The organism is Minwuia sp. (genome assembly GCF_048007105.1).
Lineage (GTDB): Bacteria > Pseudomonadota > Alphaproteobacteria > Minwuiales > Minwuiaceae > Minwuia.
Genome location: NZ_CP180352.1, coordinates 3,763,813 through 3,777,285, shown reverse-complemented (window position 1 = coordinate 3,777,285; position 13,473 = coordinate 3,763,813). Strand labels below are relative to the sequence as shown.

Annotated in this window: 17 protein-coding genes; 8 read left to right on the top strand and 9 right to left on the bottom strand. The window is 66.3% G+C overall.

All coding sequences use genetic code 11. The features are described from left to right. Both ACMVY4_RS18345 and ACMVY4_RS18340 read right to left on the bottom strand, forming a co-directional pair. Positions 1-699 (bottom strand): GGDEF domain-containing protein, encoded by a 699-nt coding sequence (locus ACMVY4_RS18345; RefSeq protein WP_416897415.1) that lies wholly within the window; start codon positions 697-699, stop codon positions 1-3. Between the two features lie 138 nt (positions 700-837). Beyond that, the gene (locus ACMVY4_RS18340) at positions 838-1,800 is read right to left on the bottom strand and encodes a 2-hydroxyacid dehydrogenase (RefSeq protein WP_416897414.1); all 963 of its coding nucleotides are present in this window, start codon (positions 1,798-1,800) and stop codon (positions 838-840) included. A gap of 76 nt (positions 1,801-1,876) precedes the next feature. On the opposite strand from ACMVY4_RS18340, the gene ACMVY4_RS18335 reads away from it, so the two are divergent. The 6 genes from ACMVY4_RS18335 to rplS all read left to right on the top strand — a co-directional run bounded on the left by ACMVY4_RS18335 (position 1,877) and on the right by rplS (position 6,355). After that, positions 1,877-2,677, top strand: coding sequence for an EipB family protein (locus ACMVY4_RS18335; RefSeq protein ID WP_416897413.1), 801 nt, complete (start codon positions 1,877-1,879; stop codon positions 2,675-2,677). Between the two features lie 173 nt (positions 2,678-2,850). Continuing rightward, entirely contained in the window at positions 2,851-4,203 is a 1,353-nt protein-coding gene (gene ffh, locus ACMVY4_RS18330; RefSeq protein WP_416897412.1) for a signal recognition particle protein, read from the top strand. Positions 4,204-4,245: 42 nt separating this feature from the next. Beyond that, the gene (gene rpsP / locus ACMVY4_RS18325) at positions 4,246-4,698 is read left to right on the top strand and encodes a 30S ribosomal protein S16 (RefSeq protein WP_416897411.1); all 453 of its coding nucleotides are present in this window, start codon (positions 4,246-4,248) and stop codon (positions 4,696-4,698) included. 27 nt (positions 4,699-4,725) lie between these two features. Beyond that, positions 4,726-5,271, top strand: coding sequence for a ribosome maturation factor RimM (gene rimM, locus ACMVY4_RS18320; protein WP_416897410.1), 546 nt, complete (start codon positions 4,726-4,728; stop codon positions 5,269-5,271). Then, the gene (trmD, locus tag ACMVY4_RS18315; protein ID WP_416897409.1) at positions 5,268-5,981 is read left to right on the top strand and encodes a tRNA (guanosine(37)-N1)-methyltransferase TrmD; all 714 of its coding nucleotides are present in this window, start codon (positions 5,268-5,270) and stop codon (positions 5,979-5,981) included. Before rimM ends, trmD begins: the two co-directional genes overlap by 4 nt. Continuing rightward, on the top strand, positions 5,978-6,355 hold the full coding sequence (gene rplS / locus ACMVY4_RS18310; RefSeq protein WP_416897408.1) for a 50S ribosomal protein L19: 378 nt from the start codon (positions 5,978-5,980) through the stop codon (positions 6,353-6,355). The genes trmD and rplS overlap by 4 nt, the downstream gene beginning before the upstream one ends. Before the next feature lie 51 nt (positions 6,356-6,406). On the opposite strand, the gene ACMVY4_RS18305 is transcribed toward rplS, so the two are convergent. Then, entirely contained in the window at positions 6,407-6,793 is a 387-nt protein-coding gene (locus ACMVY4_RS18305) for a VOC family protein (protein WP_416897407.1), read from the bottom strand. Here ACMVY4_RS18305 and soxA point away from each other — a divergent pair. Beyond that, positions 6,792-7,565 carry a sulfur oxidation c-type cytochrome SoxA gene (gene soxA / locus ACMVY4_RS18300; RefSeq protein WP_416897406.1) on the top strand — a complete coding sequence of 258 codons (774 nt, stop codon included), beginning with the start codon at positions 6,792-6,794 and terminating at the stop codon, positions 7,563-7,565. The two genes, ACMVY4_RS18305 and soxA, sit on opposite strands and share 2 nt — an antisense overlap. Here soxA and ACMVY4_RS18295 read toward each other — a convergent pair. The 3 genes from ACMVY4_RS18295 to ACMVY4_RS18285 are packed head-to-tail and all read right to left on the bottom strand — an operon-like array spanning position 7,562 to position 10,308. Continuing rightward, a complete protein-coding gene (locus ACMVY4_RS18295) occupies positions 7,562-8,839 on the bottom strand; it encodes an FCSD flavin-binding domain-containing protein (protein WP_416897405.1) in 1,278 nt (425 codons plus the stop codon). The two genes, soxA and ACMVY4_RS18295, sit on opposite strands and share 4 nt — an antisense overlap. 12 nt (positions 8,840-8,851) lie before the next feature. Beyond that, the gene (locus ACMVY4_RS18290; RefSeq protein ID WP_416897404.1) at positions 8,852-9,136 is read right to left on the bottom strand and encodes a c-type cytochrome; all 285 of its coding nucleotides are present in this window, start codon (positions 9,134-9,136) and stop codon (positions 8,852-8,854) included. A 5-nt stretch (positions 9,137-9,141) separates the two neighbouring features. Then, a complete protein-coding gene (locus ACMVY4_RS18285; RefSeq protein WP_416897403.1) occupies positions 9,142-10,308 on the bottom strand; it encodes a serine hydrolase domain-containing protein in 1,167 nt (388 codons plus the stop codon). Between the two features lie 63 nt (positions 10,309-10,371). Between ACMVY4_RS18285 and ACMVY4_RS18280 the strand changes: the two genes are divergently transcribed. Beyond that, positions 10,372-11,310 carry an alpha/beta hydrolase gene (locus ACMVY4_RS18280; protein WP_416897402.1) on the top strand — a complete coding sequence of 313 codons (939 nt, stop codon included), beginning with the start codon at positions 10,372-10,374 and terminating at the stop codon, positions 11,308-11,310. On the opposite strand, the gene ACMVY4_RS18275 is transcribed toward ACMVY4_RS18280, so the two are convergent. The 3 genes from ACMVY4_RS18275 to ACMVY4_RS18265 are packed head-to-tail and all read right to left on the bottom strand — an operon-like array spanning position 11,307 to position 13,467. Then, positions 11,307-11,999, bottom strand: coding sequence for a B3/4 domain-containing protein (locus ACMVY4_RS18275; RefSeq protein WP_416897401.1), 693 nt, complete (start codon positions 11,997-11,999; stop codon positions 11,307-11,309). The two genes, ACMVY4_RS18280 and ACMVY4_RS18275, sit on opposite strands and share 4 nt — an antisense overlap. Further along, positions 11,996-12,874: a heme-dependent oxidative N-demethylase family protein gene (locus ACMVY4_RS18270; RefSeq protein WP_416897400.1), complete on the bottom strand. Its 879-nt coding sequence runs from the start codon at positions 12,872-12,874 to the stop codon at positions 11,996-11,998. The genes ACMVY4_RS18275 and ACMVY4_RS18270 overlap by 4 nt, the downstream gene beginning before the upstream one ends. Next, complete coding sequence (locus tag ACMVY4_RS18265) at positions 12,871-13,467, bottom strand: septation protein A (protein WP_416900347.1); 597 nt, start codon at positions 13,465-13,467, stop codon at positions 12,871-12,873. The genes ACMVY4_RS18270 and ACMVY4_RS18265 overlap by 4 nt, the downstream gene beginning before the upstream one ends. Positions 13,468-13,473 lie beyond the last annotated feature (6 nt).

Below are 13,473 nucleotides of genomic sequence, written 5' to 3'. Positions count from 1 at the left end.
TCAGCCGGTGGCGATGGCGACCAGCTGGGTCTTGCGGTCCCGCTTCTGGGCGTACATGGCCTTGTCGGCGCGGGCCAGGACGTCATTGACCGAGGTCTTGCCGTCATAGGCCTGGATGCCGAAGGACACTGACAGAGGCACCGATGCGCCGCCGAACTCGACGCGGCTGCTGTTCAGCTGCGCCTGCAGCTTCTTGGCCTTGCGCAGGCCGTCGCGGATGTTCGTCGAGGTCAGCACGATGACGAACTCGTCGCCGCCGATCCGCGCCGCGATATCGTCGGCGCGGGTGTTGTCCGACAGGATGGAGGCGATGAGCTTCAGCGCCTCGTCGCCGGCGGCGTGGCCGTGGCGGTCGTTGACGCCCTTGAAGTCGTCGATATCGACATAGCAGATCACACCGGTCTCGCCGTGCCGGCTGGCGCTGGCGATCAGGCGGCCCAGCATGCATTCCAGGCCGCGCCGGTTGAGCAGGCCGGTGAGCTCGTCGGTGCGGGTCATCGTCTCCAGATGGGCGATGCGCTCCTTCTGCTCGGCAAGCTGCTGTTCGGCGTGAATGGCGAAGTCGAGAACCTTCTCCAGCAGCATCAGCCGCTCGCCGTCATAACTGGCGTCGGGTGAATAGAACCGTCGGGAGATCTCGCTGGTCAGGCGCGCCAGCGCCGGGTTCAGGGCTGTTTCTGAGGATATGGCCAGGCTCATGCTGATCTCTCCGTCGGTTGGGGTCTCGCAACGATGGAAAGCAACCGCCGTGCCGAGTTTGGCCAGTCAACGATTTCAAAAGGTTAGGGTGTTCGCGCCGCCCTGCCACTGCATCCGGAGGCACAATTTGCCCTGTCGTCAGAGGGCGGTAGGGCAAGCTTTACCGGCAAAGAAGGCGTCGAGATTGTCCAGGCAGCAGAAGCCCATTGCGTCGCGGGTGTTGTCCGTGGCGCTGCCCAGATGCGGCAGCAGGAAGACGTTGGGCAGGCTGCGGTAGCGGACGTCCAGCGCCGGCTCTCCCTTGAAGACGTCGAGGCCCGCCGCGCGGAGCCGCCCGCTCTGCAGCGCCTCGATCACCGCATCGTCGTCGACGATGTCGCCCCGGGCGGTGTTGACCAGAACCGCGCCGGGAGGCAGGGCCGCGATGAAATCCGCGTCCACCATGCCGCGGGTCTCGTCGGTCGAGGGACAGCTGACCGAGAGGAAATCGGCAACGGCGGCAAGGCCTTCGGCGCTGTCGTGGTAGATCGCATCGCCCTCCAGTTCGGGCGCGAGGCGGGTACGGTTGTGATAGTGGACCGCGAGGCCGAAGCCTCTGGCGCGGCGCGCGATCGCCTGTCCGATACCGCCCATGCCCAGAATGCCGAGCCGGGCGCCGGTCAGATCCTTGCCCAGCAGCATGGTCGAGTACCAGCCGTTCCATTCGCCCTGCCGCACAAGCGTCTGGCCTTCGTGCGCCCGTCGTGCCGCGCCGAGCAGGCACAGCATGGCGATGTCCGCGACGGCCTCGTTCAGCACGTCGGGCGTGTTCGTGACCGTCCGGCCGCTGGCCTTCACCGCCTCGATGTCGATGTGCTCGTGGCCGACCGAGAAGGTCGAGATGATCTTCACACTGCCGGGCAGGCGGGCGACCGCCTCGGCGGTGACCTTCTCCGAAGAGCAGATCATCAGCCCGTCCTTTCCCTCGGCCTTCGCCAGCCACTCGTCCTGCGGCATGATCCGGTCGTCCGGATTGAGTTCGGCATCGTAGTCGCGGGATGCGCGCGCCGTGACGGCATCCGGCATGCGGCGCGTGACCAGCAGGGACGGTTTCGAAGCCATGTCCTCTCCCTCAACCTTGTAATGGTGCCCTTTCCGTCTCAGGTTAGTGCCGAACATAAACCAGTGCGAGACAACCATGCGCTTTGTGGCAGCAGTCCTGACGATCGTGTTTCTGGCCCTCCCGGCCCATGCGGGACTGGATCTCCGGCCCCACCGGGCGGTCTATGACATGGAGCGCCTGAAGCGGGACAACGGTTCGGCCTTCGCCCAGGTGGGCGGGCGCATGGTCTATCACTACGACCGGACCTGCGAAGGGACGACCTACAATCACCGCATGCTGCTGGACCTGATCAGCGCCCAGGGCAACGCCATCCGCTCGGAGACCATCCTGAGCTTCTACGAAACCGCGGATGGCAAGGTACTGCGCTTCCAGGTGCGCGAACTGGTCAACGAGACCCCGATCGTGGAACTGGAAGGCAAGGCGGTCCGCGCATCGGCTGCGGAACCGGCGACGATCACCTATTCGAAGCGGGAAGGTGCCAAGGGCGATCCCATTGAAGCCCTGCCGGGCAATGTCCTGTTCCCGCTGCAACATACCGACGACTTGATCCGGGCGGCTCTCGACGGGGCCATCACCCACAACGCCAGGACCTTCGATGGCGACGAGCTTTCACAGGTCGACAGCTTCATCCAGCCGGCCAAGAGCGGCGGGACCGAGGATGCGGTGTTGCCGGAGTCCATGGCCGGGATGAAGTCCTGGATCACCCGCGTCTCGTTCTTCAAGTTGGACGCGCGGGACTCTGCGCCCTTCTACGAGACGCAGATGCGCTTCTGGGAGAATGGCCTTTCCGGCGATTTCACGATGGAGACAGACGATCTGGCCGTGGTGGCGCGGCTGAAGGAAGTCGAACTCTACGATCAGCCTGTCTGCAAGTAGCCGCCCGAGATTGACTTGAGCGGCAAGCGGGCGTAGAAGCCCGCCACCAGCCGGAAAGCGTGACTTTCCGTGTCGCCCCCGACGGGCGATACACATCGGCCGACGAGTTTCGTCCGCCGGTGCATTCTGCGTTGTGCATGGGTCTGGCTGGGCGGTGGTTTGGAGACAGGGCGATGTTCGAGAGCCTGAGCGACAGACTTGGTGATGTCTTCGGCAAGCTGCGCAAGCGTGGCGCGCTGAACGAGAAGGACGTGGGCGAGGCGCTGCGCGAGGTGCGTGTGGCGCTGCTGGAGGCCGATGTCGCCCTGCCTGTCGTCAAGGACTTCATCGACGAGGTCCGCAAGGAGGCCATCGGACAGGAAGTCATCCGCTCGGTCTCGCCGGGCCAGATGGTCGTCAAGATCGTCAACGACCACCTGATCAAGGTGCTGGGCGACGAACCCGAGGATCTGAACCTGAGCGCGGTGCCGCCGGTGCCGGTGCTGATGGTCGGCCTGCAGGGTTCGGGCAAGACGACCTCGACGGCCAAGATCGCGCTCCGGCTGAAGAACCGCGAGAAGAAGAAGGTTCTGATGGCCTCGCTGGACGTTCGCCGTCCGGCCGCGCAGGAACAGCTCAAGGTGCTTGGCGAACAGGCCGAGGTCGCGACGCTGCCGATCGTGCCGGGCCAGATGCCGGTCGATATCGCCAGGCGGGCGATGCAGTCGGCGCGGCTTCAGGGCTTCGACGTGGTCATGCTGGACACCGCCGGCCGGCTGCATGTCGATGAGCAGCTGATGGCCGAAGTGGCCGCGGTCCGCGACGCGGTCGGTCCGCACGAGACCCTGCTGGTCGCCGACGCGCTGACCGGCCAGGACGCCGTCAATGTGGCCAAGCAGTTCGACGAGCGCATCGGCCTGACCGGCATCATGCTCACCCGCGTCGACGGCGACGGCCGCGGCGGTGCGGCGCTCTCGATGCGCGCGGTCACCGGCCGCCCGATCAAGCTGATCGGCGTGGGCGAGAAGCTGGACGCGCTGGAGGGTTTCCACCCCGACCGGATCGCGAACCGCATCCTCGGCATGGGCGATGTCGTCGGTCTGGTCGAGAAGGCCCAGGAATCGATCGACGAGGAAGAGGCCAAAAAGCTCGCCCAGAAGTTGAAGAAGGGCGAGTTCGATCTGGAGGATCTCCGCGGTCAGCTGCAGCAGATGCAGAAGATGGGCGGTCTGGAAGGTCTGGCCGGCATGCTGCCGGGCGCCAAGCAGGTCAAGAAGCAGCTCGCCGACGCCAATATCGACCCGAAGATGCTGAAGCGGCAGGAGGCGATCATCTCCTCGATGACGCCGAAGGAGCGCCGCAATCCGAAACTCATCAACGCCTCCCGCAAGAAGCGCATTGCCGCCGGTTCGGGCGTCGAGGTGCCCGACGTGAACCGCGTCCTGAAGCAGTGGAAGCAGATGTCGGTGATGATGAAGAAGGTCAAGAAGATGGGTAAGTCCGGGATGATGCGTGCCGGACTTCAGGGAATTCTGCCGCGCATGTAGCCGCGGCTGACACGAACAGCGAAACCAAGGAGAAGATTGACCATGGCTGTGAAGATCAGGCTGTCCCGAGGCGGCGCCAAGAAGCGCCCGTTCTACCGGATTGTCGTGGCCGACGCCCGCGCGATGCGGGACGGCGGTTTCATCGAGCGTATCGGCACCTATGACCCGATGCTGCCGAAGGGCGACGAGAACCGCGTCGTGATCGATCTGGAGCGCGCGAAGCACTGGCTGGGTCACGGCGCGCAGCCGACCGACCGCGTCTCGAAGTTCCTCGAGAAGGAAGGCGTGCTTTCGCCCAAGACCCGCAACAACCCGCAGAAGGCCAAGCCGGGCGCGAAGGCGCAGGAGCGCATCGAGGCCGCCCGCATGAAGGCCGAGGAAGAGGCGCAGGCGAAGGCCGAGGCCGCTGCGGCGCCGGTCGAGGAAGCCCCCGCCGAGGAAGCGCCGGCGGAAGAGGTTGCCGAAGAGGCCGCCGAGGAGAAGACGGAGGCGTAACCGCCTTCCGTCCCTCCAGGTCGCGCCATGTCCGGTAACCGGGTTCTTCTGGCGGTTGTCACTGGCGCCCACGGCGTCAGTGGCCGCGTTCGACTGAAGACCTTCACCGAGGCGCCGGAAGATGTCGGCGCCTATGGGCCGGTCACCGACCGCAGCGGCGAACGGCAGTTCGGGCTGAAGGTCACCGGCGCGACGAAGGGCGGGGTGATCGCCGAGCTGTCCGGAGTGCGCAAGCGTGAGGACGCCGAGGCGCTGAAGGGCGAGGAACTCTATGTCGGACGGGAGGCGCTGCCGGACCTGGACGACGCGGAGGACTTCTACCACGCCGACCTGATCGGCCTCGCGGTCGAGACGGTCGATGGCCAGCGTCTGGGGATTGTTCGCGCGGTGCATGATTTCGGCGCCGGCGACGTGCTGGACGTGAAACCGTCGAAGGGGCCGGGGCGGATGCTGCCCTTCACCCTGGATGTGGTGCCGGAGATCGACCTGCCGAACGGTGTGCTGAAGGTGCTGCTGCCCGACGAGATCGAGGTGATCGACACCGGGGAGGACGACGGCGGAGAGGCCGGATGACCGCCAGCGGCTTCGACGCGACGGTGCTGACCCTGTACCCGGAACTGTTTCCGGGTCCTCTGGGTGTCGCGCTGTCGGGAAAAGCGCTGGAAACCGGTCTCTGGGGCCTGAAAGTGGTGGACATCCGGCACTTCGCCCACGATAAACACCGGTCCGTCGACGACACCCCGTTCGGGGGCGGCGCGGGCATGGTGATGCGGGCGGATGTGCTGGGACCGGCCATCGACGCGAACCATGACGGCGCGGCGCCGTTGATCTATTTCAGCCCGCGCGGGCGGCTAATGGATCAGGCGCTGGTCGAGGAGGTCCGGGACGCCGGCGGCGCGACGCTGGTCTGCGGACGCTTCGAGGGCGTCGACGAGCGGGTACTGGAAGCCCGGCCGGTGATGGAAGTCAGCCTCGGCGACTTTGTCCTGTCGGGCGGCGAGTTTGCGGCCTTCGCGCTGCTGGATGCGGTGGTGAGGCTGTTGCCGGGTGTGGCGGGAAATGCCGAGAGCCTGGCGGAAGAGAGTTTTGCGGACGGGCTGCTGGAATATCCCCAGTACACCCGGCCAAGGGAATGGGAGGGCAAGAACCCTCCCGAGGTGTTGCTGAGCGGCGACCATGCCCGCATCCGCACCTGGCGCAAGGCAGAGGCCGAGCGGATCACCAGGGAGCGGAGACCGGACCTCTGGCGGCGCTACACAAGCGAAGAAGGAACAGAGCAATGAACCTGATCGAACAGATCGACGCCGAAGAGATCGCCCGCGTAACCGAGGGCAAGACCATTCCGGATTTCCAGCCGGGCGATACCGTGCGCGTGAACGTGCGCGTCACCGAGGGCAACCGCGAACGCGTGCAGGCCTTCGAGGGCGTCTGCATTGCGCGGCGCAACCGCGGCCTGAACTCGGCCTTCACGGTGCGCAAGATCTCCTACGGTGAGGGTGTGGAGCGTGTCTTCCCGCTCTATTCGCCGACCATCGACAGCATCCAGGTGGTCCGCCACGGCAAGGTGCGCCGCGCGAAGCTGTATTACCTGCGCGGCCGCCGCGGCAAGTCGGCCCGTATCGCCGAGCGTCGTGTGGAGCGCGCCGCCAAGAACTGAGTGGAACGCGCCGCCGGCAGCTGCGGCGGCGCACGCTGAAATTCAGGGCCGTCAGGCGTTCGCGTCTGGCGGCCCTTTCAGTTCCACCACATTCCCGTCCGGGTCCTCGATATAGATCGACGGGCCATCGCCTTCGGCGCCGTAGCGCGTGACCGGTTCCGGGGCTTCGACGCCGTGCGTCTCCAGTTCCCGCCGGATCGCCCTCGCGTCCCAGGGTTCGATTCGGATGCAGAAATGGTCCATGTTCGGACCCTGAACCGGGCCGTCGGCCGGGACGAGGTCGATCATGCAGGCCCCCGCGCGCATCTGGACGAGGCCGAGCCGCTCGACCGTGCGCTCGACCTTGCATCCCAGCAGCCCCGTATAGAACGCCAGCGCGCGGTCCATGTTCTGAACCTTCAGGACAACATGGTCGATGTTTGCGATGCTGAGTGCCATGACGATACCGCGCCTTCTTCTTCTGTTGGTCTTCGGGACAATCTGGTTCGCCGCCGCCGCACCGGCAATGGCCGATCCGCCCGACCCGCCGCTGTCGGGCCTGAACTGGGCCACGCCGGCGGTTAGGGAAATGCAGCAGGACGATTTCGCCAATCCCGGCATGTTCTGGCTGGAGAAGGGCGAGAAACTGTTCGGGAAGCGGGAGGGCGAGACGGGTCTGGCGTGCCGGACATGCCACCTGCCACGGGCCCTCAAGGGCGCGGCCGCGGCCTTCCCCGTCGTGCGAGACGGACAGGTGGTCAACCTTGACGGGCAGGTGAATGGCTGCCGCGAGAGGCATATGCGGGCCGAACCCTACGAAATCGAGAGCGAGGAACTGCTGTCGCTGACGCTCTATCTGCGCAGCCTGTCGGCGGGCGAACCCGTGGCGGTCGACATCTCGGGCGAGGCCGAACCCTTCTTCCGCCGTGGTGAGGCGCTCTACCGTCAGCGGCGCGGACAGATGAACCTCGCCTGCTTCCAGTGCCATGACGACCGTCCGGGACAGTGGCTGCGCGGCGAACAGTTGAGCCAGGGTCAGATCAACGGGTTTCCGGCCTATCTGCTCCGCTGGTCCGGCGTCGGCTCCGCGCATCGGCGATTCCGGTTCTGCGACGACCAGCGCGTCGCCGAACCTCTGCCCATCGGGTCGGACGACTATCTGGCGCTGGAACTCTACGTCGCCTGGCGCGGCAACGGCCTGCCGGTGGAGGCGCCGGCCGTCCGCCGCTAGCCGAACATGTCCTGGGTGATGGCGTCGTACCAGCCTTCGGCGTAGTGGGCTTCCGCAGCCCGGAAGTCCGCGTCCGCGTCCTTCGGGCTGAGACCGCCGGAGCCTTCGATGCCGACGATGCTGTCCGGCGTCGAGCGGTAGACCTTGGCGACCGAGATGCCGTAGTCGGGCGCCACGAAGCTGTAGCAGGTGTTGGCGAAGGAGCCGTCGACCGGCTGCCGCCCTGTCAGGGCCGCAACCACGTTCAGCGCCGCGATCTTGCCCTGGCTGTTGGCGGAGAAGCCCGATTTCGGCATCGCGCCGGCGACCGCGGAGTCGCCGATGATGTGGACGTCCTTCGCCTTCCGGCTCTCGAATGTGACGGGATCGACCGGACACCAGCCGTCATCGTTCGCCAGCCCCGCATTGGTGGCAATGACGCCGGCGGTCTGCGGCGGGATGAAGTTGACCACGTCGCCCTTGTGGACCGTGCCGAAGGCGCTTTCGAGCTCCAGCTTCCGGGCGTCGACCCGCACCACCTCACCGTCATCTGCCGCCGCCAGATGTTCGATCATGCCCGGATAGAGCTGCTTCCAGGCCTGCTTGAACAGGCCCTCCTTGGAGAACTTGGACTTCGGATCCAGGATCAGGATCTTCGACTTCGGCTTCGCCGTCTTCAGGTAGTGCGCGATCATCGAGGCGCGCTCATAGGGACCGGGTGGGCAGCGGAAGGGATTCTTCGGCGGCGAGATGATCACCGTCCCGCCATCCTGCATCGCTTCGAGCTGAGCGCGCAGGTCCCGCGTCTGCGGGCCGGCCTTCCAGGCGTGCGGCATCAGGGCCAGCGCCGCCTTGTCGTAACCCGGAATGGCCTCGAGATCGAAATCGATGCCGGGCGACAGGATCGCCTTGTCGAAGCCGATCTCGCGCCCGCCGGGCATGCGGATCAGGCGTGCGCCCGGATCGATTCGGCCGGCGCGCTGGTGGATGACCGTGATGCCCCACTTGCTCGCGAGGTTGTCGTAGCGGTGGGCGATGGAATTCAGCGGACGGACACCGCCGAGCACGAGATTGCTGAACGGGCAGGTGTAGAAGACCTCGTTCTGCTCGATGAGGGCGACCGAGAGCTTCGGCGCGATCTTGCGGATGTACTTGGCTGCCGTCGCACCGCCGAAGCCGCCGCCGACCACGACCACGTCAAAGCGTTCCTGCGCCCGGGACTTCGTCGAGACGAGCACGCTCAGGCCGGTCGCGAGGGCCGCCTTGCCGACGGTCCGGCGGGAGAATCGGGGCATGGGGGGAACCTCCTAGCGCAGACGGTCGAAATGGGCGGCGAGCGCCTCGATGTCGTCGTCGGAATATCCGGTCGCGATGCGGCCCATCACGGTCGAGGGCCGCTCTCCGGAGCGGAACTCCTTCATGGTCCGTGCGAGGTAAACACGGTCGTGCCCGTCCAGCGCCGGCATCGAACTCGGGCTCTTGCCGTCGGTGCCGTGGCAGCCGGCGCAGGAGAGCGCCAGCACGGCGCCGCGGTTCAGTTCCTGTGCGCCCGCGGGAAGCGCAGTCAGCGCGGCGACGACGGCAGCAAGCAACAGTCTCAAAGTCCCAGCCCCTCATAGACGGCGTTCCGGAAGGCGCGCCGGATCGGGTAGGCCTTCGACGGCATGTACTGCGTCAGCAGGATCGCGGTCGCATCCAGTTCCGGACTGTTGAAGAAGAAGGTCCCGGCTGCGCCCGACCAACCGTATTCGCCGGCCGGGCCGCGGCTGCCGGCCAGCTGCGGGTCGACGATCACCGACATGGTCAGCCCGAAGCCGATGCCTGCCCAGGTGTCGCCGCTGAATTCCGTGACGCCCATCCCTGCCATGTCTCGCCCTTCGGGCAGATGATTGGACCGCATCTCTGCGATTGTATCGGGCGAAAGAAGGCCCTTGCCGCCCTCCGCCAGCATGCGCGCGAAGGCGAGATAGTCGTCCAGTGTCGAGACCAGACCGCCGCCGCCCGACGGGAAATCCGGCGGCTGCAGGAAGCGGCTGTCGTCCCAGCGGTCGATGGGCGGGTTGCGGCCCTGGTCCGGCGCCGGATAGACCGAACAGAAGCGGTGGCGCTTGTCTTCCGGTACGTGGAAGCCGGTATCGGCCATGCCCAGCGGGTCGAACAGCCGGTTCTGCAGGAAGCTGTCGAAGCTCTGGCCGCTCGTGACCTCCACCAGCCGTCCCAGGACTTCCTGCGCCATCGAATACTGCCAGCGGGTGCCGGGCTCGAAGCTGACAGGCATGGATGCCAGCCGGCCGATGACCTCTTCCATCGTGCCGGCGCTGCGCATGCCTTCCAGTCCGTTCTCCTTGTAGAGCTCGGGCAGGGGGCCTTCATAGGAGAGCGGCAGGGTCAGCCCGGCGGTGTGGGTCAACAGATGCCGGATGGTGATCCTGCCCTCGGCGCGGCGGCGCTTGCCGTTGTCGTCCAGGATCCAGAGCTTCGCGAAGGCGGGGATGAAGTTCGCGATCGGATCGTCCAGCGCGAACCTGCCCTCGTCGCGCAGCATCATGACGGCGACGCCGGTCATCGGCTTGGTCATGGAAAAGATGCGGAAGATGGCGTCGCGCGAAAGCGGCCGCCGGCTTTCGCGGTCCTTGACGCCCTCCATGACCAGATGCCGGACGCCTTCGCTGTCGGCAACACAGGCCATGGCGCCAGCGAGACGGCCGGAATCGACATGACTCCGGATCAGCGTATCCAGCGCGTTGAAGCTTCCCTGAAGCATGGCGGTCGTCCTCCCCCGCCAATCATGGGATAATCGGTCCAATAACGGAAGGGAGGGGCGCCAATGACGGTCGAAACCACGGATCACAGGGTCGGGAGCAGCAGGCCCGGCCTGTCCGTGCATCTCAGGAACAAGCGCGCGCCGGGCGGCATGCGAACGGTCCTGATGGTTCATGGGGCGACCTATCCTGGCACGGTGATGTTCGACTACGCGGTTGAGGGCGTCTCCTGGATGGACTGGATGGCAGCCCGCGGATTCGATGTCTGGTGCATCGATCTGCTCGGGTATGGCCTGTCGGACCGGCCCGCGGAGATGGACGCGGCGGCAGGCGACAACGGCCCCATCGTTGACACCGCCGAAGCGGTCCGCGACGTGAAGCTGGCCATCGACTACATCCTCTCCGAACGCGGGATCGGACAGCTCGACCTGCTCGGCTATTCCTGGGGCACGGCGATCGGCGGTCAGGTCGCCGGCGATGTACCCGAGAAGATACGGCGGCTGGTGCTGTCCGGCGCGCTCTGGCTGCGCTCGGGCAATGTGCAGATTCAGGTGGACGGCCAGCTCGGCGCCTACCGGACCGTCGATGCGGACGCCATCGTCAATCGCTGGACCGTGGATCTGGATAACACGCAGAAGGCTGCCATCGCTCCACCTGAGCGGTTCCGCGAATGGGCAGACGCCGCCGTCGCAACGGATCCGGCGTCAGGCGGACACACGCCGCCGCGGCTCCGCGCGCCGACCGGCGTGGTGAAGGACGTGCAGCAGCACTGGCTGAAGGCCGATCCGACCTACGATCCGGGCCGGATCTCATGCCCGGTTCAGATCGTTGTCGGCGAGTGGGACCGCGAGACCACGCCCGATCAGGGCCGCGAGGTCTTCGACCGGCTCACCGGCACTGCGGACCGGCGCTACACCATCATCGGCGGCGGCACGCATTCCATCCTGTTGGAGAACCAGCGCCACCAGCTCTACGAGGTTGTCCGCGGCTTCCTCGACGCCTAGAGCTCGACGGTCGGCGTGTAGCGGTCGGTGACCGCCGCGACGACACGGCCGCCGCAGAAGGTCTCGATATCCCTGGTCAGGTCGGCGACCGCGGCGTGGATGTCGCCTTCGCCCTGCGCCTGGATGGTCAGCACGGCGCGCTTCGTCGAGGCGGTCACCGCGCTCCGGGCGTCCTGGTACCAGTTCCAGCGCCGGCACAGCACCTTGGCGCCGTCGGCATAGACCACCTCGTCCTGCTTGGGCGGGTTCTCGTCGGTCTCGCCGAGCGGGATGAAGCTGTCATTGTCCCGGGCGATCCGGAAGCAGATGTCGCCGCTGACCAGCGCCAGGTCGTCGGCGCCGGCCGGCATCACATGCTTCACCGAGACACGGTTATAGCAGTCCACCAGCGCGTTGATCGTGGCCAGCGGCTTGTCGGCGAGCACGTTGCGAAGGAGCCGCTCGACCGAGGAGCGGTAGCTGGTCTTCTTCACGCCGAAGCCCTTGTAGGCCTCCCGCCAGACGGCGACGCCGGGTATCTGTCCGACGGCCTCGCGCGTGTAGGCGGAGCGGCAGGCGGCTTCGGCCTCCGCGACGGCATCGGACAATCCTTCGGGCCGGGACTCCGAGACGTCCAGATCGTCAGCGACCAGGAAGGCGATGCGTGTGTCCGGGAACTGTTCGACGATATCGGCGATACTCGCTTTCATTCGGCTTTCTCCTCGAGCCATTCGGTGAGCGCAGCCTCGAAACCGGGCAGCGACTTGTAGCGTTTCATCGGCTCCGGCAACGCCCGGGTCGCGGCGAGAAGGTCAGCGGCGCGCCGGGGCGTGTTGACCACGTCCTGCAGCAGCGCCTGATGGATCCGGACGGTGAAGACCACCGTCTCGCTGTCGGGCAGGCGGCGGAGCGTCTGCCGCTCGACCCTGAACCAGAGCTTCCCGCCGATCTTCGCGGCTGTCAGACCGGTGCCGGCGCTGTCCTTGAAATGCCCGCCGGGCTGGAAGAGTTCCGGATCGTCGAGCAGGGAATAGTTCTGCCGCCACAGAAGGCGGTCGGCGGTCAGCCCGGCGAACAGCCGGTCCATGGGACGTTCCAGCTTCTCGGCGTAGCCGGGCACGGGGTCATGGATCGCCGCCAGCGGCTTGCCCAGCTTGGAGGACAGGTTCCAGCGGGTCGGAAAGCAGACCAGGCCGGCGATCAGCCGGAACCCCTCGGGTGACGGCTGCAATACCGTCATGTCCTCCTGAATCAGCCGCGCGGCGGCCAGCAGCGGCGCCCCGGGATCGGGGCGTACCGTCTCGCCGGTGGTCAGGTTGCAGATGCCGCCCGGTGCCGCTTCGAAGCGGTTTGGGTGGTGTCTGGTCAGATGAGCCGAGAGAAAGTCGATGAACTCGCCCTGGGCGGTTTCCGAGCCTGGCAGCGCCTGAAAGACGGTATCGCGCTGCTCGTCGACCAGACGGCGCTTCTGCGCCAGTTCGTCCTCGTATCCGCCGTCGATCTCGATCCAGTCCTCTTCCGCCAGCACCTTCAGTCCCAGCGAGAGCCGGTATGTGCCGCCCTCGGGTGGGAAGTAGGGGATCACGCGGTGTCTCCGCTCCGTTCCGTTTGTCGCTCCTCCGGATGGCGGTTCACGACCCGCATCTGCCAGAGCGCGAAGGCGATGGTGATCGGCATGATGCCGAAGACCTTGAAAGAGACCCAGAAGTCGGTGGTCTGCGTGCGCCAGACGACCTCGTTGACCACGGCCAGAAAGATGAAGAAGCCGGACCAGCGCCAGGTCAGGATGCGCCAGCCCGTATCGGACAGCCGGAAGGCGCCGCCGAATACGAACTTCAGGAACAGTTGTCCGAAGGCGAGGCCGGCGATCAGCGCCACCGCGAACATGGTGTTCACGATGGTCGGCTTCAGCTTGATGAAGAGCTCGTCCTGCAGATAGAGCGTCAGGCCGCCCATCACCAGCACCAGCACGCCCGACACCAGCGGCATCACGGCCGGCTTGCGCTCGATGGCGAAGCTGGTTGCGACTGCGACGACCACGGCCACCATGAAGACGCCCGTCGCCCAGAAGATGTTGTCGGCTTCCGGATTACCGAAGATGCGGTGGCCCGCCGTGTTGACCGCGAAGAAAAGAACCAGCGGCCCCACTTCCGTCGCGAATTTGAGGCCGGGCCCCATGGCGCG

Bases quoted from the DNA above. Each gene is read 5' to 3' on its own strand.
- ACMVY4_RS18345 (WP_416897415.1), bottom strand. From the start codon at position 699: ATGAGCCTGGCCATATCCTCAGAAACAGCCCTGAACCCGGCGCTGGCG.
- ACMVY4_RS18340 (WP_416897414.1), bottom strand. From the start codon at position 1,800: ATGGCTTCGAAACCGTCCCTGCTGGTCACGCGCCGCATGCCGGATGCC.
- ACMVY4_RS18335 (WP_416897413.1), top strand. From the start codon at position 1,877: ATGCGCTTTGTGGCAGCAGTCCTGACGATCGTGTTTCTGGCCCTCCCG.
- ffh (WP_416897412.1), top strand. From the start codon at position 2,851: ATGTTCGAGAGCCTGAGCGACAGACTTGGTGATGTCTTCGGCAAGCTG.
- rpsP (WP_416897411.1), top strand. From the start codon at position 4,246: ATGGCTGTGAAGATCAGGCTGTCCCGAGGCGGCGCCAAGAAGCGCCCG.
- rimM (WP_416897410.1), top strand. From the start codon at position 4,726: ATGTCCGGTAACCGGGTTCTTCTGGCGGTTGTCACTGGCGCCCACGGC.
- trmD (WP_416897409.1), top strand. From the start codon at position 5,268: ATGACCGCCAGCGGCTTCGACGCGACGGTGCTGACCCTGTACCCGGAA.
- rplS (WP_416897408.1), top strand. From the start codon at position 5,978: ATGAACCTGATCGAACAGATCGACGCCGAAGAGATCGCCCGCGTAACC.
- soxA (WP_416897406.1), top strand. From the start codon at position 6,792: ATGACGATACCGCGCCTTCTTCTTCTGTTGGTCTTCGGGACAATCTGG.
- ACMVY4_RS18305 (WP_416897407.1), bottom strand. From the start codon at position 6,793: ATGGCACTCAGCATCGCAAACATCGACCATGTTGTCCTGAAGGTTCAG.
- ACMVY4_RS18295 (WP_416897405.1), bottom strand. From the start codon at position 8,839: ATGCCCCGATTCTCCCGCCGGACCGTCGGCAAGGCGGCCCTCGCGACC.
- ACMVY4_RS18285 (WP_416897403.1), bottom strand. From the start codon at position 10,308: ATGCTTCAGGGAAGCTTCAACGCGCTGGATACGCTGATCCGGAGTCAT.
- ACMVY4_RS18280 (WP_416897402.1), top strand. From the start codon at position 10,372: ATGACGGTCGAAACCACGGATCACAGGGTCGGGAGCAGCAGGCCCGGC.
- ACMVY4_RS18275 (WP_416897401.1), bottom strand. From the start codon at position 11,999: ATGAAAGCGAGTATCGCCGATATCGTCGAACAGTTCCCGGACACACGC.
- ACMVY4_RS18265 (WP_416900347.1), bottom strand. From the start codon at position 13,467: ATGGGGCCCGGCCTCAAATTCGCGACGGAAGTGGGGCCGCTGGTTCTT.